This is a genomic window from Streptomyces sp. NBC_00104, assembly GCF_045160825.1.
GTDB lineage: Bacteria > Actinomycetota > Actinomycetes > Streptomycetales > Streptomycetaceae > Streptomyces.
Map to the genome: position 1 here is coordinate 7,505,697 of NZ_CP108215.1, position 26,174 is coordinate 7,531,870.

General features: G+C 70.0%; 22 protein-coding genes. 11 read left to right on the forward strand and 11 right to left on the reverse strand.

Annotation, left to right across the window (positions count from 1 at the left end):
• Positions 1-342: 342 nt before the first annotated feature.
• Positions 343-1,584 carry an NADP-dependent malic enzyme gene (locus OG272_RS33105; protein WP_326577626.1) on the forward strand — a complete coding sequence of 414 codons (1,242 nt, stop codon included), beginning with the start codon at positions 343-345 and terminating at the stop codon, positions 1,582-1,584.
• A gap of 289 nt (positions 1,585-1,873) precedes the next feature.
• Positions 1,874-2,839, forward strand: coding sequence for a zinc-binding dehydrogenase (locus OG272_RS33110; RefSeq protein ID WP_327727854.1), 966 nt, complete (start codon positions 1,874-1,876; stop codon positions 2,837-2,839).
• Between the two features lie 172 nt (positions 2,840-3,011).
• Here the strand turns inward: OG272_RS33110 and OG272_RS33115 are convergent, their stop codons facing one another.
• Together OG272_RS33115 and OG272_RS33120 are read right to left on the reverse strand one after the other, a co-directional pair.
• Positions 3,012-4,139 (reverse strand): helix-turn-helix transcriptional regulator, encoded by a 1,128-nt coding sequence (locus tag OG272_RS33115; RefSeq protein WP_327727853.1) that lies wholly within the window; start codon positions 4,137-4,139, stop codon positions 3,012-3,014.
• Between the two features lies 1 nt (position 4,140).
• Positions 4,141-5,175, reverse strand: a complete 1,035-nt coding sequence (locus OG272_RS33120; protein WP_327727852.1) for a DUF4097 family beta strand repeat-containing protein — start codon at positions 5,173-5,175, stop codon at positions 4,141-4,143.
• 232 nt (positions 5,176-5,407) lie between these two features.
• Here OG272_RS33120 and OG272_RS33125 point away from each other — a divergent pair, with 232 nt between their 5' ends.
• Positions 5,408-6,259 (forward strand): hypothetical protein, encoded by an 852-nt coding sequence (locus tag OG272_RS33125; RefSeq protein ID WP_327727851.1) that lies wholly within the window; start codon positions 5,408-5,410, stop codon positions 6,257-6,259.
• Between the two features lie 40 nt (positions 6,260-6,299).
• Here OG272_RS33125 and OG272_RS33130 read toward each other — a convergent pair whose 3' ends face one another.
• A complete protein-coding gene (locus OG272_RS33130; RefSeq protein WP_327727850.1) occupies positions 6,300-6,482 on the reverse strand; it encodes a DUF6104 family protein in 183 nt (60 codons plus the stop codon).
• A gap of 156 nt (positions 6,483-6,638) precedes the next feature.
• On the opposite strand from OG272_RS33130, the gene OG272_RS33135 reads away from it, so the two are divergent.
• Genes OG272_RS33135 through OG272_RS33145 form a run of 3 tightly spaced genes read left to right on the forward strand, consistent with a single transcriptional unit; the run spans position 6,639 to position 8,746 of the window.
• Positions 6,639-7,094, forward strand: a complete 456-nt coding sequence (locus OG272_RS33135; RefSeq protein WP_326577568.1) for a hypothetical protein — start codon at positions 6,639-6,641, stop codon at positions 7,092-7,094.
• Positions 7,078-7,848 (forward strand): hypothetical protein, encoded by a 771-nt coding sequence (locus OG272_RS33140; RefSeq protein WP_405895385.1) that lies wholly within the window; start codon positions 7,078-7,080, stop codon positions 7,846-7,848. Before OG272_RS33135 ends, OG272_RS33140 begins: the two co-directional genes overlap by 17 nt.
• A 10-nt stretch (positions 7,849-7,858) precedes the next feature.
• Positions 7,859-8,746: a transporter substrate-binding domain-containing protein gene (locus tag OG272_RS33145; RefSeq protein ID WP_326577564.1), complete on the forward strand. Its 888-nt coding sequence runs from the start codon at positions 7,859-7,861 to the stop codon at positions 8,744-8,746.
• Between the two features lie 104 nt (positions 8,747-8,850).
• Here the strand turns inward: OG272_RS33145 and OG272_RS33150 are convergent, their stop codons facing one another.
• From OG272_RS33150 to OG272_RS33170, 5 genes are all read right to left on the reverse strand, one after another.
• Complete coding sequence (locus tag OG272_RS33150; protein WP_405895386.1) at positions 8,851-12,618, reverse strand: multifunctional oxoglutarate decarboxylase/oxoglutarate dehydrogenase thiamine pyrophosphate-binding subunit/dihydrolipoyllysine-residue succinyltransferase subunit; 3,768 nt, start codon at positions 12,616-12,618, stop codon at positions 8,851-8,853.
• Between the two features lie 561 nt (positions 12,619-13,179).
• Positions 13,180-14,331 carry an ATP-binding protein gene (locus OG272_RS33155; RefSeq protein ID WP_326577560.1) on the reverse strand — a complete coding sequence of 384 codons (1,152 nt, stop codon included), beginning with the start codon at positions 14,329-14,331 and terminating at the stop codon, positions 13,180-13,182.
• A 66-nt stretch (positions 14,332-14,397) separates the two neighbouring features.
• A complete protein-coding gene (locus OG272_RS33160; RefSeq protein WP_326577558.1) occupies positions 14,398-15,135 on the reverse strand; it encodes a response regulator transcription factor in 738 nt (245 codons plus the stop codon).
• Positions 15,136-15,266: 131 nt separating this feature from the next.
• Positions 15,267-15,941, reverse strand: coding sequence for a spermidine synthase (locus OG272_RS33165; RefSeq protein ID WP_326577556.1), 675 nt, complete (start codon positions 15,939-15,941; stop codon positions 15,267-15,269).
• Positions 15,942-16,021: 80 nt separating this feature from the next.
• A complete protein-coding gene (locus tag OG272_RS33170; RefSeq protein ID WP_405895387.1) occupies positions 16,022-17,776 on the reverse strand; it encodes a glycoside hydrolase family 3 protein in 1,755 nt (584 codons plus the stop codon).
• Between the two features lie 415 nt (positions 17,777-18,191).
• Here OG272_RS33170 and OG272_RS33175 point away from each other — a divergent pair, with 415 nt between their 5' ends.
• Positions 18,192-18,875 (forward strand): TetR/AcrR family transcriptional regulator, encoded by a 684-nt coding sequence (locus tag OG272_RS33175; protein WP_327727846.1) that lies wholly within the window; start codon positions 18,192-18,194, stop codon positions 18,873-18,875.
• Positions 18,876-19,057: 182 nt separating this feature from the next.
• Complete coding sequence (locus OG272_RS33180; RefSeq protein WP_405895388.1) at positions 19,058-19,897, forward strand: rhomboid-like protein; 840 nt, start codon at positions 19,058-19,060, stop codon at positions 19,895-19,897.
• Here OG272_RS33180 and OG272_RS33185 read toward each other — a convergent pair.
• Complete coding sequence (locus OG272_RS33185) at positions 19,873-20,781, reverse strand: GNAT family N-acetyltransferase (RefSeq protein WP_326577551.1); 909 nt, start codon at positions 20,779-20,781, stop codon at positions 19,873-19,875. The two genes, OG272_RS33180 and OG272_RS33185, sit on opposite strands and share 25 nt — an antisense overlap.
• A 539-nt stretch (positions 20,782-21,320) precedes the next feature.
• Between OG272_RS33185 and OG272_RS33190 the strand changes: the two genes are divergently transcribed.
• The gene (locus tag OG272_RS33190; RefSeq protein WP_328224002.1) at positions 21,321-22,076 is read left to right on the forward strand and encodes a hypothetical protein; all 756 of its coding nucleotides are present in this window, start codon (positions 21,321-21,323) and stop codon (positions 22,074-22,076) included.
• A 330-nt stretch (positions 22,077-22,406) separates the two neighbouring features.
• Here OG272_RS33190 and OG272_RS33195 read toward each other — a convergent pair whose 3' ends face one another.
• Together OG272_RS33195 and OG272_RS33200 are read right to left on the reverse strand one after the other, a co-directional pair.
• The gene (locus tag OG272_RS33195; protein ID WP_328224003.1) at positions 22,407-22,724 is read right to left on the reverse strand and encodes a DUF397 domain-containing protein; all 318 of its coding nucleotides are present in this window, start codon (positions 22,722-22,724) and stop codon (positions 22,407-22,409) included.
• Complete coding sequence (locus OG272_RS33200) at positions 22,612-23,463, reverse strand: helix-turn-helix transcriptional regulator (RefSeq protein WP_326577545.1); 852 nt, start codon at positions 23,461-23,463, stop codon at positions 22,612-22,614. The genes OG272_RS33195 and OG272_RS33200 overlap by 113 nt, the downstream gene beginning before the upstream one ends.
• 146 nt (positions 23,464-23,609) lie before the next feature.
• On the opposite strand from OG272_RS33200, the gene OG272_RS33205 reads away from it, so the two are divergent.
• Positions 23,610-24,116, forward strand: coding sequence for an ATP-binding protein (locus tag OG272_RS33205; RefSeq protein ID WP_328506137.1), 507 nt, complete (start codon positions 23,610-23,612; stop codon positions 24,114-24,116).
• Positions 24,117-24,191: 75 nt separating this feature from the next.
• Positions 24,192-25,853 (forward strand): RNA-guided endonuclease IscB, encoded by a 1,662-nt coding sequence (iscB, locus tag OG272_RS33210; protein ID WP_327727841.1) that lies wholly within the window; start codon positions 24,192-24,194, stop codon positions 25,851-25,853.
• Positions 25,854-26,174 lie beyond the last annotated feature (321 nt).

A 26,174-nucleotide genomic window follows, 5' to 3' on the forward strand; every position in this document is an offset into this window, starting at 1 on the left:
TGAACTCCGCACACGTGGCTGTACTGGACTTGTCGTGATGTAACCGACTTGTCCCGTCATCCGTCGATGAGTCGAACCAACCATGATCGTCTTCAAATAACCTTCGAGTTGTGACCTTCGAGGTATGAAGACGTATGGACTCGTCGCCGGTGCCGTCCGTCCGGTAAGAAGGTTCCTTACACCCCTCATCCGGGGCCCAGGGCGCGTGTGCGGCGCGCCCGTCGCGTCTGAGCCCGCAGGCGTCGCCGTACGTACCGGTGACCTGGGCCTTACGCGGTGCCCGCCCGCCCCGAACCGGGAGCGGTTCACCCTCAAACCATGAAGACCTAAGGGGTACAAAAAGTGGCAGCGGAGATTGTCAATCCTCGCACCGACAGCGGCGACGGCAGTACGGGTCAGGAGGGCGGCGGGGAGCCCCTCAATTCCCTCGACTCCTTCGACCCCGCCTTCGCGCTGCACCGCGGCGGCAAGATGGCCGTGCAGGCCACCGTGCCGATCCGGGACAAGGACGACCTGTCCCTCGCCTACACGCCCGGCGTCGCGCGGGTGTGCACCGCCATCGCCGAGCGGCCGGAACTGGTCAACGACTACACCTGGAAGTCCTCGGTCGTCGCCGTCGTGACGGACGGTACGGCGGTCCTCGGTCTCGGCGACATCGGCCCCGAGGCCTCCCTCCCCGTGATGGAGGGCAAGGCGATCCTGTTCAAGCAGTTCGGCGGCGTCGACGCGGTGCCGATCGCGCTCGCCTGCACGGACGTCGACGAGATCATCGAGACCGTGGTCCGCCTCGCACCCTCCTTCGGCGGCGTGAACCTCGAGGACATCTCCGCGCCCCGCTGCTTCGAGATCGAGAAGCGGCTCCAGGAGCGCCTCGACATCCCCGTCTTCCACGACGACCAGCACGGTACGGCCGTCGTGACGCTGGCGGCCCTGCGGAACGCCGCCCGGCTGACCGGCCGTGGCCTGGGCGATCTGCGGGCCGTGATCTCGGGTGCGGGCGCGGCCGGTGTGGCCATCGCCAAGATGCTGCTGGAGGCCGGTCTCGGCGACGTCGCGGTCGCCGACCGCAAGGGCATCGTCTCCGCGGACCGTGCGGACCTCACCCCGGTCAAGCGCGAGCTCGCCGAGCTCACCAACCGCGCCGGCCTCTCGGGCTCCCTGGAGGACGCCCTCGCGGGTGCGGACGTCTTCATCGGCGTCTCCGGCGGGACGGTCCCGGAGGAGGCGGTGGCCTCGATGGCGGAGAACGCGTTCGTCTTCGCCATGGCCAACCCCAACCCCGAGGTGCACCCGGACGTGGCCCACAAGTACGCGGCCGTCGTCGCGACCGGGCGCTCCGACTACCCGAACCAGATCAACAACGTCCTCGCCTTCCCGGGGATCTTCGCGGGCGCCCTGCAGGTGCGGGCCTCCCGGATCACCGAGGGCATGAAGATCGCGGCGGCCGAGGCGCTGGCGTCGGTCGTCGGGGACGACCTCGCGGCCGACTACGTCATCCCCTCGCCGTTCGACGATCGGGTCGCCCCGGCGGTCACCGCGGCGGTCGCGGCGGCGGCTCGGGCGGAGGGTGTGGCCCGGCGCTGATCTCAGGGGCGGTGCGGGGTTCTTCGCCCCCGCCGCCCCTACCCTCCCCCACTCTCGGCTTCGCTCGAGCGGGAGGTGCCCCCACCGTCCCCAGGGGCTGCGCCCCTTCGACCCCAGGTGCGGGTTCGGTGGGGCTTCTCGCGCAGTTCCCCGCGCCCCTGAAAAGCAGGGGCTGCGCCCCGTGCTTTTCGGCCCCTGTGGCCGGCCCTCACCTGCCCCGAGGCGACGGGACGCGTGTCACAGCGCTCTTCGGTTCCTTCGCTCCCGGCATGGCCCTATGGTCAGGCGCATGTTCGCTGCCTATGCCGCCCGCATCGACCGTGACCGACCGCTCGACGGACTGGAGTTGGGCGACCGCCCGGCCCCGGAGCCCAGGCCCGGCTGGACGACCGTCAAGGTGAAGGCCGCCTCGCTGAACCACCACGATCTCTGGTCCCTGCGCGGCGTCGGCCTCGCGGAGGACAAGCTGCCCATGATCCTCGGCTGTGACGCCGCCGGTGTCGACGAGGACGGCAACGAGGTCGTCCTGCACTCGGTGATCGGCCAGACCGGCCACGGGGTCGGCCCCGAGGAACCCCGCTCGATCCTCACCGAGCGCTACCAGGGCACCTTCGCCGAACTCGTCTCCGTCCCCACCTGGAACGTGCTCCCCAAGCCCGCGGAACTCTCCTTCGAAGAGGCCGCCTGCCTGCCCACCGCCTGGCTGACGGCCTACCGCATGCTCTTCACCAACGCGGGCGTACGCCCCGGTGACTCCGTCCTCGTCCAGGGCGCCGGCGGCGGTGTCGCGACCGCCGCGATCGTGCTGGGCAAGGCGGCGGGGCTGCGGGTGTTCGCCACCAGCCGCGACGAGGCCAAGCGCAAGCGGGCCCTGGAGCTGGGCGCGGTGGAGGCGCTGGAGTCGGGGGCGCGGCTGCCGCAGCGCGTCGACGCGGTCATCGAGACCGTCGGCGCCGCCACGTGGTCCCACTCGGTGAAGTCGCTGCGTCCTGGCGGCAGCCTTGTCATCTCGGGCGCCACCAGCGGCGATCGCCCCTCCCACGCCGAACTGACCCGTATCTTCTTCCTCGAACTCAAGGTCGTCGGCTCCACCATGGGCACCAAGGACGAGTTGGAGGATCTCCTCTCCTTCTGCGCCGCGACCGGCGTCCGCCCCGTCATCGACGAGGTCCTGCCCCTGGACCGCGCCCGCGAGGGCTTCGAACGCCTGGCGGCGGGCGACCAGTTCGGCAAGATCGTGCTCACCAGCCCCTGACGGACTCTGTCGAGACGACGGCCGGCCCGGCCCTGCGGGCCGGCCGTCGTCATGTCGACCGGGGTCGACAGGGCCGTGGTGTCTGGCGATGGTACGTCGCGGGCCGACCCGTTCGGCGTGGCTTGTCGCGCGGTTCCCCGCGCCCCTGAAGGGGGTCGCGCCCCTTCGCGGATCAGGCCTTGGGGGTCCGTAGAACCACTCCGATGTGGGCCGCTGCCGTCGACAGGTGGCGGCGAGTGTCGCGGAGTTGGTCCTCTGTCACGCCGTGGTCGCGGGCCGCGTCGCGGATGTCGTCGCGGAAGCGGTCCAGGAGGCGGTCGAGGTCGCGGGCCGGGTCGCCCGTGGGGGTCTCGTGCACCCAGGCGGGTTCGTAGTCGGCCGGGAACTCCTCGGGGGTGGTCGAGTATGCGGGCTCCCCGGCGCCGGTCCGTGCTCCGGGCCTGCTGTCGGCGCCGGAACCCGCTGAGGCTCCAGCCCCGGTGGCTGTGCTCGCGCCGGTCGCCGGCCCCGAACCCGCACCCGTCCGCCCGAAGCCGAAGTCCTTGCCGAACTCCTTTCCGAAGTCCTTCCCGAACTCGCCGAACTCCTTGGCCAGTTCGGTCAGGCCCTCGCGCACCCCCGTCGGCCAGTCGCCCCGGGTGAAGTGGTCCTGGACGTGGTCCTGGACCCGCTTGGCGATGCGCTGGAGCTCCTCCTGGGCCTGGGTGCGGGCGTGCTCCTGAGCCTCCTTGGCCTGCCGGCGGGCGCGCTGGGCCTCCTCGCGGGCGCGTCGGCTCTCGTCCTTCGCGCGCCGGGCCTGTTCCTTCCACTCCTGCTTCACGCGGCGCATCTCCTCCTTCGCGGCCCGCCACGACTCGCTGTCGGCGTACTCCCCGAGCGGGCCCTGCTCCCCACCGCTCGCCCCGGTGCCCTTGCGGGCCTCGGAGGCCGCCGCCCGCATCTCGCGGCGCAGGTCGCCCGCCGCACCCCGGACGTCGGCCCGGATCTCGGCGGCCAGCTCCGCCACCGACTCGCGGATCTCCAGCTCCAGGTCGGCCAGCTCACCGCTGCGGTCGGCCAGTTCGGCGCGGCCCGCGTCCGTGATCGCGTACACCTTGCGGCCGCCCTCGGTGGTGTGGGTGACCAGGCCTTCGGCCTCCAGTTTGGCCAGGCGGGGGTAGACGGTGCCGGCCGAGGGCGCGTACAGGCCCTGGAAGCGTTCCTCCAGCAGCCGGATCACCTCGTAGCCGTGGCGCGGCGCCTCGTCCAGCAGCTTCAGCAGATACAGCCGCAGGCGTCCGTGGGCGAAGACGGGAGGCATGTCAGAGCACCTTCTTGTCGGTCGTACGAGTGGTCGTGCCGCCGGCCGCCCCCTCGGTCGTGCCGTCCGGGGCGGGGGAGTCGGCAGACGGATTGTCGGTCACGGGGGTGGTGTGGGTGGGGGCGGGCTGGTTCTCGGTGGGGGTGCCGGACTCGGTGCCGCCTTCCGCGGTGACCCGGCCCGCTCCCAGGTCGCCGCTCCCCGGCTCCTCGTCCCACGGCTCGTGCTCCCCCGGTGGCCTGCGCAGGAGGGCGATGGAACCGGAGACGGTGGTGGCCTTGAGGCGGCCGTTGCCCGGGCCGAGGCGGCCGGTGACCTTGTGGGCGCCCCAGGGACCGCTGACGCGGAGGTCGTCGAAGGCGTTGGAGATGGTGCCGCTGGCGGTGTTGGCCTCGACCTCGGCGTCGGCGGGGTGGGGGAGGCGGATGGCGATCTCGCCGGAGACGCTGGTGAGGCCGACGTCGGTGGGGCCGCCGGTGGCGTCGAGGTCGAGGATGATGGAGCCGCTCACCGAGTCGGCCTTCACGGTGGGGCAGGAGCCCTCTATGACGGTCAGATCACCGGAGACGGAACTGAGCCGGAGGTCGCCCGTGAGGGCCTGCGCCTCCACGTTCCCCGAGACCGTCGTGGCGCGGACCGGGCCCGACAGGCCGACCAGGGTGGTGTCGCCCGAGATGCCCTTCACCTCCGTACGCCCGCCCAGCCCGGACACGACGGCGGTGGCGCCGACCACGCCCACCTCGACAGGGGTGCCCGTCGGGACGGCGAGCGACACCAGTACGTCGCGCCGCCGGCCCTTGCGGTCGAGCCACTTCAGGAAACCCTTCCAGGGCAGGTCGTCGTAGGCCACGGTCAGTGTGCCGTCCTGCTGTGTCACCGTCAGAGGCGGGCCCTCGATGTCGGACACCTCCAGACGGGCGGAACCTTCGTCGGTGCCCACCACGTTCACCGTTCCGTTGACGACTCGCACATGCAGTGCCGTCACCGGTTCGTCGAACGTGAGCTTCCGCGGCTCGGCGACGGACCACTCGGACATGGTGCTGACCTCCTCGACAGACCCGACACGACAGAACACGCCATACGCGCAATGCGCGCCATACGCGCCATACGCGCCATACGCGCCGTACGCGCAACGCGCGCCGAACACACGACACACGCAATATCGCGTCTTCCGTAATTCACGATATATCGTGGTCACGGAAAGTCAAGACACCCGTTCTGGTGATCCCGTTGGGATATATACGGGCAAATCGAACTAGCGTGGGTGCATGTCGACGGAACGCTCCCCGGGATCGCGTGACCCCTGGCCCGCCCCCGCCCCCGGCGCGCTGCTGCTCTGCCGGGCGGATCCAGATTCCGTCGCCCCCGTCGCCCAGCTGCTCCGCGAACGGATGCTGCTCACCCCGGCCGGCCCGGAGTGGGCCGCGCTCGTGCCCGAGGGGAAGCCCTGGCTGCAGGGCGACGAACCCGTCGACCGTGTCGTCACCGGCTGGGCGACCGCACTCGCCGTCGGCGCCCCCTGGCCCGTGCTCGCCCTCTGGTGGGATGCCGACCGTTGCGGCTACACCCTCGCCGCAGGCTTCCGCCGCACCGTCGGCTATGTATGGCTCGCGAACGGCACCCCGGTCGGTGAGGGCGAGGCGATGCGCACCTTCGCCGCCCGCCTGGGCCTGGATCCGGTGCTCGACGCACAGTCCCTCGACGCCCTCACCAGGCCCGACCCGGGAGCGGACGCCCGCGCCCGTCTGCTGGGCCTCCTGGCCGTCCTCGCCCACGCGGGAGTGGGCCTCCCCGCGGGCCTCACCCCGGGCGAACCCGCCGACCGGCTCCGCGAGGTCGCCCGGGTCCAGCCCGGCGTCCAGCGCATCGAGTGGACCGGCTGGCGCGGGGCCGTCCGCTCGGAGCTCGACGCCCTCGAACGCGGCCGCCTCGGCCCCTGGCTCCCCTGGGCCGGCACCTCCAGAGCCCGCGCCCTGGCCACCGGCCAACTCCTCGCGGGCCTACCGCTCACCGCCTGGGGCCTGTACCGCCGAAGCCCCGGCTGGCTCCTCTCGGGCGGCCTCCTGGTCGCCCACGGCGCCCTCGGCCTGCTGTACGACCTGGCCCACCCGCGCGACTGACCGTCCCCGGGGGCCTTCTTCGGGGGCCTTCTTCGGGTGGCTACTCGTCCTCGTCCTCGTCGTCCAGCCGCGCCAGCCACGTCGCCAGCCGCTCCACGGGCACCTCGAAGTCCGGGTTCAGGTCGACGAACGTCCGCAGCTGCTCGGCGAGCCACTCGAAGGTGACCTCTTCCTTGCCGCGCCGCTTCTCCAGTTCCTCGATGCCGCGGTCGGTGAAGTACATGGCTCGCTCTCCTGGGTGCGTACGTGGTCGTTGTGCCGCTCACAGCGTACGAAATCGATCGACGCCTCTCGGACGTGCGCGTCCGCGGCTATGGTGTGCGCCAGGCGATTCATGGGCAACTGCCCTATTTCGTACGCCTGTTCATGGAGCGATGAGATGTCCGAACTGATAACGGCCGTCGGCCAGCTGTCCCCCTACCTGAGCGCGGCCGCGGCCTCGATGGGGACGGCCGTACTCGTCACGGCCAGGGATCAGCTCGCGGTCAGCGCCGTACGCGGCGGCCGGACGTTCCTGACGGCGGCCCTGCGCCGCCGGGACGGCGCGGCCGGTCCGGGGGACGAGGAGGCCTCCGGCGTCGCGGGCGTACTCGAAGGGCTCACCGACGACGAGCGTGCCCTTCTGGAGGAGGCCGTGGGGCGCTGGCTGGCCGGGAGCGACCTGAGCGCCGCCGCCCTGGAGGCACAGGTCGTGCGGGCCGCGAGGTTCGGGCGGGGCGGTGACGTCCACGTCACGGCCCACGGGAAGCATGCGATGGCGGTGGGACGGGTCGAGCGCGATCTCACCATCTCGTTCGGGGCGGACCCACGAGCGGCAGATGACCCAGCCGACTGACAGCGTCCCGAAGAGCCGCCACGAGGAACCCCCCGAGGACCGACGGCCCGGGGTCTGGGGGCAGGGCCGCTGGGTGACGGCCGTCGGACAGGTGCTGGGCAACTTCGTGGTCAGCCTGGTCGTGGGCGACGCGCTGAAGGACGCCGCCGAGGGTGTGCGGAGCTGGCGGGGGTGGAACTGGCTGCCCTTCCTCGTGGTCCTCGCCCTGGGCGGCACCGCCCTGCTCCGCGCGCAGGGCTCCTCGGGGCAGTTGCCGGGGGTGTGCGTGATGCTCGCTGTCGCGACCGCGGCAGCCCTGGTGCGGGTGGCGGGCTTCCGGCGCCCGGCGGCCATCGCCGCCCTCGTCTCGGCGCTGTCCCTGGCTCTCGCGGCCGGTGCGCTGGTGCGGGCGGAGTATCTGCGCGGGCACGGCGAGGTCGACGTCGAGGGACGGACGACGGTCACGCCCGACCGGCCGCTGACGGACGGGGAGACGCTCGACGTGGTGGTGCGGGGCGGGGTGGCCCGTACCCATCTGCGCCTCGTCCTCTCGGTCGCGGAGGCCTTCCCGGACACGCAGTTCTGCACCCCGGACACCTCTCTCGACGTCGCCCTGGACGGGGGCCGTGCCGCCGTCACCGACGTCACCTCGGGCGAGGCGGTCGACCTTCCGCTGGGTGGGGTCCGGCCCGACGCCCGGGTACGAGTGGTGGTCCGAGCGCCCCACGGCTGCCAGATGCGAGTGACCGTCCACGACGCCGTCCTGCACGGCTGAAGGAGACCGAATGACCTGGAACACCCGTTGGATCTTCGCGGCCTCGGTGGCCCTCTTCGTCTGCAGCGCGACCGGCCTCGTGTGGGGCGGGATATCGGACGAGCGGAGTCCCACGTTCCTCGGCACGGAGCAACCCAGGGTGGGCATGCACAACGACCTGCCGGGCATCTCCTTCGAGGAGAACTACAAGCGCTTCGGCTTCGATTCCGAGGTGTTCCGGGCGGCCATGAAGGGGCTGGAGATGAAGGAGGACGACGCGACGCTGACCAACGTGTCCTCCGAAGGCCGTATGTCGAAGCTGGAGGAGGGCCGGCTCGACATGGTGGTCGCCAGTTTCTCCATCACCCCGGAGCGTATGAAGGTGATCGACTTCGCCGGGCCGTACGCCACCACGTACCAGGGGTTCCTGGTGGGGCCCGAGGGCGCGGGCATCAAGGAACTGAGCGACCTGAGCGGCAAGATCGTGTGCTCCTGGGAGGGCAGCACGTCCGAGGAGGTGCTGCGGCGCTTCGAGCTCGCCGACATCGAGGCGAGGACGCTCCTCGACGCCTCCGACTGTGTCCAACAGCTCAGGGAGGGGAAGGCCGACGCGGTCTTCACCGATCAGATGATCCTCCATGGTTTCGCGGACCTTCACACCGCCGACGGACTCAGGGTGGTGCCGGGCCTGACGATCGGCGGGCCGCAGCACTGGGGTATCGGTCTGCCCAAGGGACACCGGACGGACTGCCTGAGACTGCGCGAGATCGTGAAGGACTACGTCACCGGCAGCCAATGGAAGGACGACTTCAAGGCGTGGCTGCCGGGCATCCCCGCCCAGGACCCGGCCTGGATCGGTGACTACCGGCCGAGCCCCGCGGCGATCGATGCCCGATCGTGCAGGGACAGCATCCCCTGACACCGCCTGGCATCCCCTGACGCCGGACGGCGGAAAAAGCCGCGGGCCCGGGCCGAGTGAAGATCACTCGGCCCGGGCCCGCGGCATGACCGGAGGTCAGAGGCTCACGCCTCGAACACCTCACGCACCAACTGCTCCTGCTCCGCCTGGTGCCGCTTCGCGGAACCCACCGCCGGCGAGGAGCCGTGCGGGCGGGAGATACGGCGCAGGCGCTCGCCGTGCGGGACGTCCGCGCCGACCGCGAGGTCGAGGTGGTCGATCAGGTTGAGCGCGATGAACGGCCAGGCACCCTGGTTCGCCGGCTCCTCCTGGGTCCAGAGGTACTTCTCGGCGTTGGGGTACTTGTTGACCTCCGCCTGGACCTCGGCCCCCGGGAGGGGGTACAGGCGCTCGATGCGGATGATCGCCGTGTCCGTGACGCCGCGCTTCTGACGCTCGGCCTCCAGGTCGTAGTAGACCTTGCCGGCGCAGAAGACGACCTTCTTGACCGCGTTCGGGTCGACCGAGTCGTCGCCGATGACCGGGCGGAACTCGCCGCTCGTGAACTCCTCCGCCTTCGACGCGGCGGCCTTGAGGCGCAGCATCGACTTCGGGGTGAAGACGACCAGCGGCTTGTGGTGCGGGTTGTGCACCTGCCACCGCAGGAGGTGGAAGTAGTTCGACGGGGAGGTCGGCATGGCGACCGTCATGTTGTTCTGCGCGCACATCTGGAGGAAGCGCTCCGGGCGGGCGGACGAGTGGTCCGGGCCCTGGCCCTCGTAGCCGTGCGGGAGCAGCAGGGTGACGCCGGACGTCTGGCCCCACTTCTGCTCCGCCGACGAGATGAACTCGTCCACGACCGTCTGGGCGCCGTTGACGAAGTCGCCGAACTGGGCCTCCCACATCACCAGGGACTCGGGACGGGCGAGCGAGTAGCCGTACTCGAAGCCCATCGCCGCGTACTCGGAGAGCAGGGAGTTGTAGACGTTCAGCCGCGCCTGGTCCTCGGAGAGGTACATCAGCGGCGTGAACTCCTCGCCCGTCTCACGGTCGATGATCACCGCGTGACGCTGGCCGAAGGTGCCGCGCTGCGAGTCCTGGCCGGCCAGGCGGACCGGGGTGCCCTCCAGGAGGAGGGAGCCCACCGCGAGGGTCTCGCCCATGCCCCAGTCGATCGTGCCGTCCTCGACCATGGCCGCCCGGCGCTGCAGCTGCGGCAGCAGACGCGGGTGGGCGGTGATGTGGTCCGGGACGTTGACCTGGGACTCGGCGATGCGCTTGACGGTCTCCGCCGTGATCGCGGTGTTCACCGCGACCGGGAAGCCGTCCTGCGGGTCGTGGACCTCGCCGGACGTCGGCTGCGCGGTGGCCTCGCGGACCTCCGTGAAGACCTTCTCCAGCTGGCCCTGGTAGTCCTGGAGGGCCTGCTCGGCCTCTTCCAGGGTGATGTCGCCGCGACCGATGAGGGACTCGGTGTAGAGCTTGCGCACCGAGCGCTTCTTGTCGATCAGGTCGTACATCAGCGGCTGGGTGAAGGCCGGGTTGTCCGACTCGTTGTGACCGCGGCGGCGGTAGCAGATGAGGTCGATCACCACGTCCTTGTTGAACGCCTGGCGGAACTCGAAGGCCAGACGGGCCACACGGACCACGGCCTCCGGGTCGTCGCCGTTCACGTGGAAGATCGGGGCCTCGATCATCCTCGCCACGTCCGTCGCGTACATCGACGAGCGGGACGACTCCGGGGCGGCCGTGAAGCCGACCTGGTTGTTGATGACGATGTGGACCGTGCCGCCGGTGCGGTAGCCGCGCAGCTGCGACATGTTCAGGGTCTCGGCCACCACGCCCTGGCCCGCGAAGGCCGCGTCGCCGTGCAGGGCCACCGGCAGGACCGTGAAGTCCGTGCCGCCCTTGTTGATGATGTCCTGCTTGGCGCGCGCGACGCCCTCCAGGACCGGGTCCACGGCCTCCAGGTGCGAGGGGTTCGCGACCAGGCTGACCTTGATCTGCTCGCCGTCCAGGCCCGTGAAGGTGCCCTCGGCGCCCAGGTGGTACTTCACGTCGCCGGAGCCGTGCATCGACTTCGGGTCGAGGTTGCCCTCGAACTCGCGGAAGATCTGGGCGTACGACTTGCCGACGATGTTCGCCAGGACGTTCAGGCGGCCGCGGTGGGCCATGCCGATGACGACCTCGTCGAGACGGGACTCCGCCGCCGAGTCGATGACCGCGTCCAGCAGCGGGATGACGGACTCGCCGCCCTCCAGGGAGAAGCGCTTCTGGCCGACGTACTTCGTCTGCAGGAAGGTCTCGAAGGCCTCCGCCGCGTTCAGCCGGCGCAGGATGCGCAGCTGCTCCTCGCGCTCCGGCTTGGTGTGCGGGCGCTCGATGCGGTCCTGGATCCAGCGGCGCTGCTTCGGGTCCTGGATGTGCATGAACTCGACGCCGGTCGTACGGCAGTACGAGTCGCGCAGGACGCCGAGGATGTCGCGGAGCTTCATCAGGGACTTGCCCGAGAAGCCGCCGACCGCGAACTCGCGCTCCAGGTCCCACAGGGTGAGCCCGTGCTCGGTGATGTCCAGGTCGGGGTGCTTGCGCTGGCGGTACTCCAGCGGGTCGGTGTCGGCCATGACGTGGCCGCGGACCCGGTAGGAGTGGATCAGCTCGAAGACGCGGGCGGCCTTCGTGACGTCGTCGTCGTGCGACGCGTCGATGTCCTTGAGCCAGCGGACCGGCTCGTAGGGGATGCGCAGGGCCTCGAAGATCTCGTCGTAGAAGCCGTTCTCCCCGAGGAGGGAGTTGGCGACGACGCGGAGGAACTCGCCGGAGGCGGCGCCCTGGATGACCCGGTGGTCGTAGGTCGACGTGAGCGTCATGACCTTCGCGATGCCGAGCTTGTTCAGCGTGTCCTGGGACGTGCCCTGGAACTCGGCCGGGTAGTCCATGGAGCCGACGCCCATGATGACCGACTGGCCGGGCATCAGGCGGGGCACGGAGTGGACGGTGCCGAGGCCGCCGGGGTTGGTCAGGGAGACCGTGACACCGGTGAAGTCGTCCATCGTCAGCTTGCCGTCACGGGCGCGGCGGACGATGTCCTCGTAGGCCTGCCAGAACTCGAAGAAGTTCAGCGTCTCGGCCTTCTTGATGCCCGCGACGACCAGCTGGCGGTCGCCGTTGGGCTTCACCAGGTCGATGGCGAGGCCGAAGTTGACGTGCGGCGGCTTGACGAGGGTGGGCTTCCCGTCCTTCTCCGCGTAGTGCCAGTTCATCGACGGCATGGCCTTGATGGCCTGCACCATCGCGTAGCCGATCAGGTGCGTGAAGGAGATCTTCCCGCCCCGGGCGCGCTTGAGGTGGTTGTTGATGACGATGCGGTTGTCGAACAGCAGCTTCACCGGGACGGCGCGCACGGACGTGGCCGTGGGCAGTTCCAGGGAGGCGTTCATGTTCTTCGCGACAGCGGCGGCGGGGCCGCGCAGCGTGATCAGCTCCGGGCCGTCGGCGGACGCGGCGGGCGCGGCCTGCTTCGCCGGGGCGGCAGCCGCCGGCTTGGCGGGCGCGGCGGCCGCGGGCTTCGCCGGGGCCGGGGCCGGAGCGGCGGCGGGCTTCGGGGCAGCCGGGGCGGGTGCGGCCTGGGCCGGGGCGGCGGGTGCCGCGGGTGTGGTCGCTGCGGCACCCGTGGCCGCAGTGCTCGCCGGAGCCGGGGCGGCAGCGGCGCCTGGCTTGTAGTCGGCGAAGAAGTCCCACCAGGCTCGGTCTACCGAGTTCGGATCCTGGAGGTACTGCTGATAGATCTCGTCGACGAGCCACTCATTCGGTCCGAAGGCCGCGGCGGGGTTCTTACCCGCTTGGTCTGCGTCGGTCGAGATGCTCGAGTTACTGGGGGACTGTGGCGACACGGCGGCAACCGCCCTCTTCCGCTTCACAAGGTGATGGACAGCGGGAATTAAGGCTACGCCCCCGTGGCCGGGAAGGTCAGGCCGAGTCCGCTCTTCGTCGCGTAAGTCACATCGGAAAGCGTGTTTCGGGGGTGGAAATGGCGGGAAACAAGCGTGGTTCCGGTCTGGAACGGGTGTGGGGGGGCGGGTGCCGGGCATGCGTCGGGTGGGGCCTGCGGGTATGTGGACGCGGCCCTCTGCCTGAACGCACCTGATCACACGTGTCCCGCTGGGCGGATCGGCCGTGGATCTTGTGGCTCCGCTTCGAACTTTACGTCAACTTGGCAGAGAAGTAAGCCCCGGGAGGATGAGCGATATCCGGCAAGGGTGGGGGGATTCAGCCAGGTGCGATGTGGGTATCGCGGGATATTTCGCCCCCGCCGTGGGTGAGTGGTCGGCCGCGGGTCGTGTGGGGTTGCTCGCGCAGTTCCCCGCGCCCCTGAAAAGCCTGCGGCTGCCCGGGGCCTCAAAGGCTGCGGTTGCCCGGGGCCCGGAACGCCTTGCTCTGTCCCGGACGGGGGCTCAGACCTGTACCGGGCGCTGGCCGGGCTGTGCGGACACCCCCGGCAGGACAACCCGGATGCGGCAGCCCTTGGGGGACTCGGCGACTCCGATGCGGCCGCCGTGGAGGTCGACGGCCCAGCGGGCGATGGCCAGGCCGAGGCCGGTGCCGCCGTCGCTGCCGGGGCCGTGGGGGGAGCTGACGGCGCCGCGGTTGAAGCGTTCGAAGACGCGGTGCCATTCGGATTCGGGGATGCCGGGGCCCTCGTCCAGGACTTCGAGGTCCAGGGACTCGGGGGTGGGGCCGCGGCGGGCCTTCACGGTGACGCGGCCGTGCGCCGGGCTGTGCTTGACCGCGTTGTCGATGAGGTTGGCGACGACCTGGTGGATGCGTTCGGGGTCGGCGTTGGCCGTGAGCTCCGGCGGGTGGACGTCCAGGTGCAGGTGGACGTCGGTACGGGTGTGGTTGCCGGAGCCGGAGGTGATGCCGCCGCGGGCCGAGGAGACCATCTGGGCCTCCTTGAGGACGCCCGAGAGATACGGCCAGACCTCGAAGCGGCGGCGGCGCAGGGGGACCACCCCGTTGTCCAGCCTCGACAGGTCGAGCAGCGTCTCCACCAGGCGGCCCAGGCGATCCGTCTGCTTCAGGGCCGTGCGCATCGTCTCGGGGTCGGCCTGGGTGACGCCGTCGACGATGTTCTCCAGGACCGCGCGCAGGCCGGCGATCGGCGTGCGGAGCTCGTGGGAGACGTTCGCCACGAGCTCCTTGCGCTGGCGGTCCTGGGCCTCCAGCTCGTCGGCCATGAGATTGATCGTGTGAGCGAGGTCACCCAGTTCGTCCCGGCGGTTCTCGCTGACCCGGCGGGTGTAGTCACCGCGCGAGATGGACCGGGCGACCGCGTTCATCTCGTCCAGGGGGGCGGTGAGCGAATGCGCCACGAACTGCGTAATCAAGAGCGTGGCGATCATCGAGAAGACCATGATGAAGCGCAGCTCGGTCTTGGTCTGCACCGCGATCATCGACAGACCGGTCGTGATCAGGACCGAGATGACGACGAGCGCGCCTAGCTTCGTCTTGATCGAGAAGGGGCGCAGACCGCCGAGCGGTCCCGCGCCCTTCCGCGACTGCGCGCCACCGAGGTTCCGCGACCTCGGGTCACCGACTCCGCTCATCACGCCACCAGCCCCCTGTGCCTACGTGCCTGCGTATGTCCTGCGCACGCGGTGCGAGCACGGGTCTCAGGGATTCGGGGTCTCCAGGGCATACCCCACACCGTGCACCGTGCGGATCCGCTCCGCGCCGATCTTCCGCCGCAGTGCCTTGATGTGGCTGTCCACGGTCCGCGTCCCGGACGCGTCCGCCCAGTCCCACACCTCGGCGAGCAGCTGCTCGCGCGAGAGTACGGCACGCGGGGTGTTCGCGAGACATACGAGCAGGTCGAACTCGGTGGGCGTGAGGTGTACGTCCTCGCTGCGCACCCGGACGCGGCGCTGCGCGTGGTCGATCTCCAGCTCGCCGAGACGCAGGATGCCCGAGCGCGGCGTGGTGGCGGCCAGCGCGGCCCGCTCCACCCGGCGCAGCAGGACGTGCACGCGCGCGGCCAGTTCACGCATGGAGAACGGCTTGGTCATGTAGTCGTCGGCGCCGACGCCGAGCCCGACCAGCATGTCCGTCTCGTCGTCCCGGGCGGTGAGCATCAGCACGGGGACGGGCCGCTGGGCCTGGACGCGCCTGCACACCTCCAGGCCGTCGAAGCCGGGCAGCATGATGTCGAGGATCAGCAGGTCGGGCTGCCAGGCCTCCGCGGTGTCCACCGCGGCCGGTCCGTCGGACGCGGTCTGCACGACGAAACCCTCGGCGCGCAGGCGGGCCGCGATGGCGTCGACGATCGTCGGGTCGTCCTCGACCACGAGCACCCGGCGCTGCGCGCCCGGGGTCGCTGTGGTGCTGCTGTGGGTGGTGTGTGTCTGCTCCATCGCCCGCCCCTGTGTTGCTTTCCGGAATCCGTGGGGTGATCCCTTGACTGCGCGTGGGTGCGCATGACTGCGATTGACGCTTGAATGATCGGCGTCAGGCAAGCAGGGTACGGGCAGTCACCGCACCAGGGCTATCCAGGTCGGACAGCGAGGTGCACCACGTCCGGAACTCCTCGGGCAACCGGGATCTCTTCGGTACGCACCTGTTGGAACCCGGCATTCCGCAAGGTTTCCTCGAATTCCGCGGAAGGCTGCGCCGACCACACGGCAAGCACCCCACCAGGCCTCAACACCCTTGCACAGCTTGCCAATCCGGCAGGTGAGTACAGGTTTTCGTTGGCCTCGGAGACAGTCCAGTCGGGCCCGTTGTCGATGTCCAGGCAGAGCGCGTCGAACGTGGCGGACGTCTCATTGACGTAGGCGACGAGATCGGCTTCCACGATGTCCGTACGGGGGTCCGCGAGCGCTCCGGCGGACACCTCGCCCAGCGGTCCCGCGCGGTGCCACTCGATGACGGAGGGTTCGCGTTCGACAACCGTGATCGTTCCCCAGCGCGGATCCGCGGCGGCGTGGGCGAGCGAGAAACCGACGCCCAGGCCCCCGATCAGCACACGTGGCCGAGAACGGCCGGTCAGCGCGTCGAGGGCGGCGTCGACCAGCAGCCGCTCCGAGCGGCCGTCCGAGGTGTCCATCAGGAAGCACCCGTTGGCGATGATCTGCAACAGCTCCCCGTGCCGCCGCAGCACGACCTCGCCGTAGGGGCCCTCGCGCCGGTCGATGACTTCGGGTTCGTCGGTGATGGGCATCCCCCCATCCTTACGTGTCCGTGGCGCGGGGGCGGCCGAATTGCGGCGCCCCGGTGACGACCCGCCACGACTTGGCGTGATCAGAGCGCCAGGCCGTGGCCGTACGGGAAGACCGGATCCTCGGTGTCGTTGGGTACGTCCGCGCGGGACGCCTCCACCGCCGCCATGGAACGCGGCAGTTCGAAGGGCAGCCGGCCCTCGGCCCGGGCCCGTCCGAAGGCCACGTCGAGCAGGGCCGCGTCGCTGGCCCCGTAGTCGGCGACGAGCGCGGCGGCCTTCGCGGCGATCTCCGGGAGTACGGCGGGCCGCTCCAGGTTGACGCAGACCAGCGTGGGCACGGCCTCCAGCAGCGCCAGGATCTCCTTCAGCCGCTCTTCACCGAACGCCAGCGACCCGGAGTGGAAGAAGGACTCGAAGACCCCCGGCCGCTCCTCGTACGGCGTGCGCAGCCGCAGCACGGCCACGTCCGCGTGGGCCGGATCGGTCACGACATTGCCGTACAGGGACGCCGTCTGGGCGCCCACGCCCTCGACGTAGAGGTTCGGGCGGTCGGTGAGCGGGAGGAGGGAGTGGTTGGTCAGGACGGTGAGCGAGCGGCGCTGGGCCGTCTCGCCGAGGGCGGTGAACTCGCTCGCGCCGACGGTCTCCTCGGCGCGGTCCGGGTCGACGTACCGCCTCTCGAAGAGGCCGAGGACGAACTTCTCGCGCAGGAGCCGGCGTACGGAGGCGTCGATCCGCTCCTCGGGGATCCGGCCGGAGCGGACCAGCTCGACGATCACCTCGGGGCACTGTTCGCCACCGAACTGGTCGGCGCCCGCGTCCAGGGCCTTGGCGGCGCGTTCGGCGACGGTCAGGTGCTCGACGCCCCAGGCGTGGGCCTCGTGCGGCTCGCCGGCGATGGACGTATCGGTCAGCAGGCCCCAGCCGGTGCAGATGACGCCGCCGAAGCCCAGGCGTTCGCGCAGCAGCCCGGTCAGCACGTCCCGGTTGAAGCCGAAGCCGACCTCCTCCCAGTCCGCCACGCCGACCGGCCGGCCGTAGGAGGGCATCACCTGGGAGCAGCCGGCCTCGACGGCCGCCCTGAAGGGCGCGAGGTGGTCGTCGCGCAGGCCGCCGGGATAGATCTGGTCCTTGCCGTGCGGGAAGTGCGGGTCCTCGCCGTCCTGCTGGGGGCCGCCGCCGGGGAAGTGCTTGACCATGGCGGCGACCGAGCGCGGGCCGAGCCGGGGCCCCTGCAGGCCGCGTACGTACGCCCGGACCAGCGCGCTCGTGACCTCGGCGGACGAGCCGAAGGTGCCGGACTGGCGGGACCAGCGGGGCTCGGTGGCGAGGTCGATCTGCGGGTGCAGGGCGACGCGGAAGCCGACGGAGAGGTATTCGCGGCGGACCGTGTCGCCGAACCTCTCCACCAGCTCCGGTTCGCCGATCGCGGCCAGGCCGAGGGGTTCGGGCCAGGCCGAGAAGGCACCGGAGCCGGAGGAGGCGCCCGGGTTGTCGGTGAACGAGTGGCGCGGGTCGGTGGAGAGGGTGACCGGGATGCCCAGCCGGGTGTCCGCCGCGAGGGCCTGGAGCCGGTTGACCCACTCGGCCGTCTCCCGGACCCCGTACTGGCCCAGGAGATTGAAGTGGGTCAGATGGCCCTGCGTGACCAGCTCGTACGTACCGTGCCGGAGGAACGACCCCTCGCCGGCCTCGGCCAGTGTCCCGTCCCGGTTCATCGTCAGCATCGCGTGGAAGAGCTGACCCGCCTTCTCCGCCAGGGTCATCCGGCCCAGCAGGTCGTCCACCCGCTCGTCGAGGGGACGGTTCGGGTCGCGGTACGGGGCTGTGGACATCCGGGATTCCTTGCGCGAGACGGTGGCCGAGCGGGGTGCGCGGTGCGGGCGGGCCGGTGCGGGGGCTACTCGACCGAACGGACGAACCGGACGGCGAGGGCGCCCAGGATCGAGGCGACCGCGCCGAAGAGGAAGAGGGCGCTGTAGTTGGAGCCGTTGCCTCCGACGGCCGGCAGGCCCGGGGCGATGATCGGGACGGGGGGCGAGGGACGGGGGACGGGGGACGAGGGACGAGGGCGGCATCGGCGCCGCGCAGGCGAGTTCAGGGAAACAGCAAAACCGAGTGGGCACTAGGTTTTGGACAAGTGGCCACCATCACGCGGCACATGGCTTGAAAGGGAGGGGGTGATGACTCGTGTAACCGCCGGTTAGCGAGGGGCTTCGGGGCCGTGCGGCGAGGACTATGGTGACGGTCATGGTGCGGAACCGGAGGTCAGAGGGGCCCGGTGCGGGCGGGCCGGAAGGGGACGGGGGCCGGAGGCCGGAAAGCTCCGGTGCGCGCGGCTCGTACGCCGTCGGGGACGAGCGGCGGTCGCGCATCCTCGACGCGGCCGTCCAGCACTTCGCCCAGTGGGGCTTCCACGCCTCCTCGCTCGCCCGGATCGCCAAGGACGTCGGCATCACCCAGGGCGGGCTGCTGCACCACTTCCGCAGCAAGGAGGACCTCCTCGTCCAGGTGCTGGAACGCGTGGACGAGACCGATCGGCACCGGTTCTTCTCGCGCGAGTTCGAGTCGGTGGCCCAGATGTTCGAGGCGCTCGTGAAACTCGCCGAGTACAACTGCGCGCGGCTGGGCCGCACCCGGATGTTCAACATCCTGGCCGCCGAGGCCGGCGACCCCGGGCATCCCGCCCACGCGTACTTCGTCAAGCGGTACGCCGAGGTGGTGGGCACCATGTCCCGGGTGCTGCGGCGGGGCGTGGACACCGGTGAACTACGGGCCGACACGGATGTCGTGGCCGTCGCGCAGGAGTTGGCCGCCGTGATGGACGGGCTGCAGATCCAGTGGGTGCTGGATCCGAAGGGGTTCGACATGGCGGGCCGGTTCCGGGCGTATGCGGAGCGCGTCCTGCGGGGGATCGGCGCGGAGGTCCCGTAGAAGCCGTCGTGCTGGCGGGCTGGCGGGCTGGCAGGCTGCCGGGTCGCCGGGTCGCCGGGCTGCAGGACCGACGGGTCGTCGTGCTGTCGGGTTGCTGTGAATCGCGTCGGGGGTGGCGGGGGTCACAGACAAGGGCGTACCGGGGCGTCGAGGGTGAGGCGAAACGGAAGGAGCGCCTCGCCTTGGATGCCGCCAGGACCGTGGAGACCGCGGGGCCCGTCCTCGACGGCATCCCGCGGCAGCCGGGTGCGGCACCCGCGCCGGTGGCGGCACCCGCCCCGGTCGCGGAACAGGAGTCCGCGGGACCCGGACCAAGCGCGCCCGCCCGGTCCACCCGCTCCCCGTTCCCGCGCCCCTGGCGGCTGCTCCCCACCCCCGTCGGCACGCCCTTCACCTTCTGCTACGCCACCGTCCTGGTGATGACCTCGCTCGTCGCCGAGCACGCCGGCCCGGCCCTGGTCCACGCCCTGCACCAGGGCTCCAGTACGGATGTGGCGCACCTGGTCCGGTCCCCGGTGCTCGTGCTGCTCGCGAGCGCGCTGTGGCTGGCGGGCGGGGTCGGCTCCCCGTACGCGACCGGCTTTCTGCTGGTGCTGACCGCGTTGGAACGCCGTATCGGCGGTTGGCGCACGGCCGGTGTCTTCCTGCTGGGCCACATCCTCGCCACCCTCGCGACGGAGGTCCCGGTGGGCCTCGCCGTCCTGGCCGGCCACCTCCCCGCAAGCTCCCTCCACCGCCTCGACTACGGCGTCAGCTTCGGGGTGGCGGCGAGTGTGGGCGCGTTGGCGGGGCTGGTGTCGCCGTGGCTGCGGTGGCCGGTTCTGCTGGGGTTCGGCGGGATGCTGGTGGACGACCTGATCGCGTTCACGGACCCGATGACGAACTGGGGGCATCTGCTGGCCTTGGCGATCGGGGTGGCGACGTGGCCGGTCGTGCGGCGGTGGCGGCGCGCCGGCCCGGGCGGGCGGGGACTCCCGCGGGGCGGCGCGGGTCGGGCTCACGCCGCCACGACCGCCGCGTAGCCGCCGGCCGCGTCGAGGGCGTCGAGCGGGCCGTGGAAGGCGACGCGGCCGCGGGAGAGGACGGTCACGTCGTCGCAGGCGCCCTCCACGTCCTCCATGAGGTGCGTCGACACGACCACGCAGGCGGTCCGTCCCCGTCGCCGTACCAGGCTGTGGAAGTCCGACCGCTGCTGTGGATCGAGTCCGGCCGTCGGCTCGTCGAGCAGGAGCAGGGTGGGCGAGTTGACGATGGCCTGCGCGATGCCGACGCGCTGCTTCATCCCGCCGGAGAGCGTGCGGAGCCGGTGGCCCAGACGGTCCTGCAGGCCGACGGCCTCCGCCGCCCCGGCCACCGCCTCCGGGATACGGCCGCCCGGCATCTCACGCAGCCAGGCCGCGTACGACAGGAACTCCCGGACCGTGTAGCTGCGGAACACGCCGAACTCCTGGGGGAGGTAGCCGAGACGACGCCGGATCAAGTACTTCGCGCTCGTCAGCGGCGCATCCACCCTCCACCCCGGCGACCCGTACGGTGCCCGCCCGTCCGGTGTTCCACCCGGCACCCCTGCCTCCGCGCCCCGTGCGAGCGCCGCCCGTGTGAGGTTCCGCATGACGAGGGTGCCGAGGCCGCGGCGGCGGTGGGCCGGGGACGTCTCTGCCCGGTCGACGACCGCCGTAGCTCCCGGCGGGCCGATCTGGCCCCGCGCGGCCGGGGAGCCGTCCGGCGCGGCCACTATCACCCGGGTCACGCCCCCGCGCGACCAGGTGCGCAGCCGATAGCCATCGGGGACGGGGGCGACCCTCGACGACTCCGCGATGGCCCTTGAGCCATACGCCGGTGCGGTGCCTGTGACGGCCTCCGCGACCTTCCGGACCGTCGCCTCCTCCGCCCCCTCGTCGACCACCGAGAACCCCTTCTCCGTCCCCTGGTGTCCGGTGCCGTTTGTCGTTGCATCGCGACCGGTTGCTTAGGTGCGGGACGAAGAGATGGGCTGCGGTGTGGGCCCGGATTCTCTGCAGCTTGAGTCTGCGTTTTCCGTGCGTTGCTGCGTGGTTTCGTAGGCGAGAGTGGGCAAGGCTTGTCAGCGTGTAGCCACTCGTCGATCACTGCCTTGTGGCAGTGGCTGCATTTCAATGGTTGATGCCGCAACTCTCTTGCGTAGAAGATCCGTTCACGGCGCTGCCGCTGGCTGGCGTGCTTGACTTGCAGTATGTCGATGACTCTTGGCGTCTCTCGGCCTGATCGGGCTGCCCACATGCTGCGAGCTGCTGCGGGCGGATCTAGGCGCGCGTATAATCACCAACTGATCGATCTGCTCGACATCGGACACAACACGGAACGCGCTCAGCTCGCTTCGAGCGGCAAGTCGGTCCTCTCCGCCGTCGGCATCGGCGTGACATTTGGCCTCGTCTGTGGCTCCTACTCCATGACGACGGGGGCGTGATGGCGGACTTCGGCCGTACAGCGCGGCTGAGGCTCCTCGGTATCGGGGTCGCAGCCGGGGCCGTCCTTACCGCCGGCGGCGTCTTCGCCGTCACGTCGCTCGGCGACGGGAGCACTGAGCGTGGGACCGAAGCGAAGCCGTCCCCGAGCGTGTCCAGCACCACCGAGTCGCCGCGCAAGGTCAAGGAGTACACCCCAGCCACCGCTCCCCGCCTGTCGCTGCTCAAGCCCAAGTCGAACGCGGACGGTATCGGTACCGGTTTCGAATACTCCTCATTCGGCGCCACATCCGCCGCAGTCTCCTACTGGGAGGGCCTTGATCTGCTGGACGACGTGATCGCCCACAAGCAGTGGACAGCCATCGCCGCCAAAGACTCCCCGGAAACGATCGACCAGGGCGTCAGCGAGGTGAGGAAGCTCCGCGAAGGCGTGGGACTGCCGCCGTCAGGCGGAACCCCCGACGGCATCACCTTCAGCACCAACGTGAAGGCCGTCCTCACCCGCTCACTCGACAAGAGCGGAGACATTGTCGTCGTGTGGATGTCCTACGACCGGTTCGCGACTATCCGCGGCAAAGGCGCTGACGACGACCCACTGAGGGACGAGACCACCAACCTGATTCTCAAGTGGGATGGCAGTGACTGGAAGGTCACCACAGAGGCCAAGTACACGGCCAAGGTGACAGGACCACGCTCCTACGCCCCAGACAGCAAGTGGGCGTTCGCGGCCGGATGGCGGCAAGTCTCCGGTGGCTAGCCAGACAGCTGCAGACGGCGTTGACGACGTGGGTGATGTTGAAGCGGGTGAGGAAGTCCAGGCCGAAGAAGCCGAGGAAGTCCATGGCGAGCATCTTCGGTGTGGCGGCTGGCGGGACGGTGACGTAGAGGACCGGGAGCCGGGCGCGGGCGCGTGGGTGGCGTTTGCGGACGGCGATCTCGTGGGCCCGCCCGAGCTGGGAGAGGGCGGTGGTCTTGCCGGTGCCGGAGGCGCAGCTGATGATGCCCCGGCGTGCGGAGATCTGCTGGTGGCGGCTGGTGTGTGGGGCGGGGCGGTGTGCCGGTGGTGCGAGCGGCGCCCGCGCGCCGGTCAGGGGCGCGTGGAGGGTGCGTGCGCCTTTATGTGGTGCAGGAGGGCTGTTAGTTGGGGGTGGTGGGTGTGGAGTACGACGGTTGGGGCCTCGCTTTCGCGGAGGGCGAGGGTTACTTCCGCCGCCGCAAGTTCGACGCAGTTGTTGTCCCCCGACCCAGAGTAGGACGACTTCTGCCAGACGAACTTGGACATGTCCCCGCCTTCAGATGCTCTGTGCGATGAAGCGGATGAACTCACGTGACTCCTTCGCGGGAAGCGCCGCCTTGGTGATGCGCTCCATGAGCACACGGTAGTTCGACAACTGGGTCTGCGCATCGAGGAATTCCGTTGCGCTCGCGGTGTCGAGCTGCACTGTGTCGAGCTGGGGTACCGGTCCGGACGCGTATGACACGGTGAGCCCGGGTACTGGAAAGCCGCCTGCGCTGAAGGGGATGACGCGCACGGTGAGGTTCCGGCGGCGTGACGACTCGATCAGCTCCTTGAGCTGGGAGCGCATGACGTCCGGTCCACCGAAGTGCAGTCGCAACGCTGCCTCGTGGATGATGAACATGCACGTCGGTGGGTTGTCCCGATCCAGGATGTCGCGGCGTTTCATGCGGTGAGAGAGTCGTCGGCGCAGCTCGGCTCCGGGCCAGGCGGGCACCTTCTCCGCGAGTACGGCACGGGCGTACTCCTCCGTCTGGAGAAGTCCAGGCACGTGCATGGCGACGAATACGCGCAGGCTCGTCGCGTAGAACTCCAGCTCGGCGAGATCGAGTGCGCCGGTGGCGATGAGTCCCTGGTACTCCTCCCACCACCCGGGCTTGCGGTCTTGGGTCATGCCCACGAGCGCATCGACGTAAGCCTGGTCCGGGGTGTCGTAGATCGAGGCCAGGGTGCGCACGCGCTGCTCGCTCACCCCGAAGCGAGCCAGCTCCACATTGGTGATGTGCGTGCGGCTCACGCCGAGAGCGGCCGCCGCGTCGCTGATGCTGAACCCCGACTGCTCGCGCATGCGCCGCAGTTCGGTTCCCAGTCGCAGCTGTCGCACGGTCGGAGATGTCCTGGGTGGCATGGGTGACAGTCTTGCCCGTGACACACGATCGGGTCCACTTGTAAGAGAAATAATGTGAACTGGTAGCAGATGTTTCCCTGTTGTCCTACGGTGAGTGTCGGGCCGGTTACTGAGTCCTCAGCATCCATACGTCGTAAGAAGTTGCCGTGAACGAACGCCTGTTCGAACCCCCCTCCGAGTGGGAGTACACCCTGAACGTCCCCCACGACCCGCTCGCCCCCGCCATCGCCCGGGCCACCGGCCGGCTCGTACTCGACCGCCACGGACTCCACGAACTCACCGACACGACAGTCCTGTTGACCTCAGAGCTGCTCTCCAACTCCTGCCGCTACGCGCCGGGACCGGCTTCCGTGCGGCTGAGGTGGGCGGACAAGCGGCTCCGGGGCAGCGTCTGGGACACGGGCCCGCTCCTCCCGCGCCCCACGCGGTGCCCCGCGCCGGAAGCGGACGGCGGGCGAGGACTCGTCCTCGTCGACCTGTGTGCGGACGCATGGGGCAGCTTCGCGCTGGGGCGGGAGGCAGGCAGAGATCATGGGAAGGTCGTCTGGTTCGAGTTGGAGGCCGGAGGTGCGGAGCCAGGCGTACACGGCGACGTGGTCGGCGTAGTTCCCCCAAACTGCCGAGGGAGAGATCGTCACTCGCTCCGGGCCTGAAAAGCCGGGGCCTGCCCCAAATGGGGCAGGCCCAGAGTGTCCAGCTCAAGTCATCAGTGAATCGAGGTGAGTTCGATGACTACGTTTCATGCAGGTGAGCAGACCCACCCTGCCGTGCTTCCTCAGCGGCAGGCTCTGGAACCTGCGGTCGCAGACAACCCTGGGAGCAGGGACGAAACGGGCCGCAGGCGCACGACCCGCCAGGGTGGTGCAGCCGGTGTGGAACATGGGCGAGGGGAGACCGCAGGCACATCACCGTCCAGCCTGCGGCGACACGACCCCACCGCTTCGGCGTCCGGGGCAGTAACCGCTGCCGGTGACGGCAGCATCTACCCAGGCAAGAACGACACGACCGGGCAGCGCGCCGGGGCGCAGCTGGTGCCGGTTCTGGACAAGCGGGGCCGCCCGCTGATGCCGTGTCATCCGGCTCGGGCACGTGAAATGCTGCGCAAGGGCCGCGCGGTGGTCGCTCGCTACACGCCGTTCACGATCCGGATCAAAGATCGACTCCTCGATGACTCCGAGGTGGAGGGGGTCGCGATCCGGATCGATCCCGGTTCGAAGGGGACAGGGCTCGCCATCACTGCCGACAGCCCCGCGCTGGACCGGGCTACGGGTGGATTCTCGACGGTGCGGCGAGGCCTGTACGCGGTCGAGCTTCAGCACCGGGGCGCCACCATCCGTAAGGCCATGGAGCAGCGGGCAAACTACAGGCGCAGACGACGCACGGCGAACCTGCGCCATCGCGCCCCGCGTTTCGACAACCGCATCCGACCCGTGGGCTGGCTGGCACCGTCCCTACGCCATCGCGTGGACTCCACCGTCGGTCAGGTCACCCGTCTGATGCGCCTGTTCCCTATCAAGGAGGTGCATGTCGAGTCGGTTGCGTTCGACACTCATGCGCTGAGTCTGGGGGTGAAGGCGTTGGAAGGAGCCGAATACCAGCAGGGGACCCTGGCCGGCTACGAGGTCCGGCAGTACCTGCTGGAGAAATGGGGGCGGACCTGTGCGTACTGCGGGGCGGCGAACACCCCGTTGCAGATCGAGCACATCCAGCCCAGGGCACGTGGTGGCTCCGATCGCATCTCGAATCTGACCCTGGCCTGCGGTCCGTGCAACCGGGCCAAGGCAGCCCAACCACTCAAGGAGTTCCTGGCGAAGAAGCCTGCCCGGCTCGCGAAGTTGCTCGAGCAGGCGAAGGCTCCCCTGCGGGACGCGGCCGTCATGAACGCGACACGCTGGCAACTGGTATGCGAACTCAGGAGTTTGGGCATGCCCCTCTGTACTTGGTCCGGTGGCCGGACCAAGTACAACCGCGTCACCCAGCACCTGGCAAAGACCCACACTCTGGATGCCCTCGCGGTCGGCGAGATCGACGGCACCACGCGCATCGTCCGGCATCCCGATACTGTGCTCGTCGTGAAGGTGACCGGGCGCGGTAGCTACTCCCGCACCCGCACGGACAAGCACGGCTTCCCTCGGCTCCGGCTTCCCCGAAAGAAGCATCACTACGGTTTCGCCACCGGCGACCTCGTCGGCGCGTACATCCTCACGGGAAAGTATGCGGGCGTCCACATCGGCCGTGTCGCCGTACGTGCCACCGGACGCCACCGCGTTTCCGTTCCTGGCGGCTACGCCGACACGAGCCATGCAAACCTCCGCCTGCTCCAACGGGCCGACGGATACGGCTACACCACAAGGAGAGAGGAGATGCGGCCAGGATCTGAGCAGTTTTGAGGGGCGTGCGGCCACGGGGCAATACAGCCACCGGCTGTCCACCCTCATCGCTGGTGCAGGAGCCGGATCCTGGGTTGCTTCATCGCATGGTGGACCCTGGCCGTGTGCAGGATGGCTCTACGCGCCCAACGTCGTGCCGCCACGAGAAGTGTCAGTCCGTAGCTCTGCGTACATGGAGCGTCGGTCGCGTGGGCGCATGTCAACGGAAGTAGGGCATTGGGTGAACGGACATTTCAGGTCCTTGCCGGCGGACGGTTGATCTCCCTGTCCGGTATGACTTCCAATCGTGCGATTGGATGTGTCTCAAGTGCCTGAGCGTGG

Excerpts from the sequence above, each read along its gene's own strand:
- OG272_RS33130 (WP_327727850.1), bottom strand. The coding sequence starts at position 6,482 with ATGTACTTCACCGACCGCGGCATCGAGGAACTGGAGAAGCGGCGCGGC.
- OG272_RS33115 (WP_327727853.1), bottom strand. The coding sequence starts at position 4,139 with ATGCCTCCCGTCTTCGCCCACGGACGCCTGCGGCTGTATCTGCTGAAG.
- OG272_RS33165 (WP_326577556.1), bottom strand. The coding sequence starts at position 15,941 with ATGCCCATCACCGACGAACCCGAAGTCATCGACCGGCGCGAGGGCCCC.
- OG272_RS33200 (WP_326577545.1), bottom strand. The coding sequence starts at position 23,463 with ATGCCACCCAGGACATCTCCGACCGTGCGACAGCTGCGACTGGGAACC.
- OG272_RS33140 (WP_405895385.1), top strand. The coding sequence starts at position 7,078 with ATGACCCAGCCGACTGACAGCGTCCCGAAGAGCCGCCACGAGGAACCC.
- OG272_RS33195 (WP_328224003.1), bottom strand. The coding sequence starts at position 22,724 with ATGCGCAGACCCAGTTGTCGAACTACCGTGTGCTCATGGAGCGCATCA.
- OG272_RS33125 (WP_327727851.1), top strand. The coding sequence starts at position 5,408 with ATGTCGACGGAACGCTCCCCGGGATCGCGTGACCCCTGGCCCGCCCCC.
- OG272_RS33145 (WP_326577564.1), top strand. The coding sequence starts at position 7,859 with ATGACCTGGAACACCCGTTGGATCTTCGCGGCCTCGGTGGCCCTCTTC.
- OG272_RS33135 (WP_326577568.1), top strand. The coding sequence starts at position 6,639 with ATGTCCGAACTGATAACGGCCGTCGGCCAGCTGTCCCCCTACCTGAGC.
- OG272_RS33155 (WP_326577560.1), bottom strand. The coding sequence starts at position 14,331 with ATGAGCGGAGTCGGTGACCCGAGGTCGCGGAACCTCGGTGGCGCGCAG.
- OG272_RS33110 (WP_327727854.1), top strand. The coding sequence starts at position 1,874 with ATGTTCGCTGCCTATGCCGCCCGCATCGACCGTGACCGACCGCTCGAC.
- OG272_RS33190 (WP_328224002.1), top strand. The coding sequence starts at position 21,321 with ATGGCGGACTTCGGCCGTACAGCGCGGCTGAGGCTCCTCGGTATCGGG.
- iscB (WP_327727841.1), top strand. The coding sequence starts at position 24,192 with ATGACTACGTTTCATGCAGGTGAGCAGACCCACCCTGCCGTGCTTCCT.
- OG272_RS33175 (WP_327727846.1), top strand. The coding sequence starts at position 18,192 with ATGGTGCGGAACCGGAGGTCAGAGGGGCCCGGTGCGGGCGGGCCGGAA.
- OG272_RS33170 (WP_405895387.1), bottom strand. The coding sequence starts at position 17,776 with ATGTCCACAGCCCCGTACCGCGACCCGAACCGTCCCCTCGACGAGCGG.
- OG272_RS33160 (WP_326577558.1), bottom strand. The coding sequence starts at position 15,135 with ATGGAGCAGACACACACCACCCACAGCAGCACCACAGCGACCCCGGGC.
- OG272_RS33120 (WP_327727852.1), bottom strand. The coding sequence starts at position 5,175 with ATGTCCGAGTGGTCCGTCGCCGAGCCGCGGAAGCTCACGTTCGACGAA.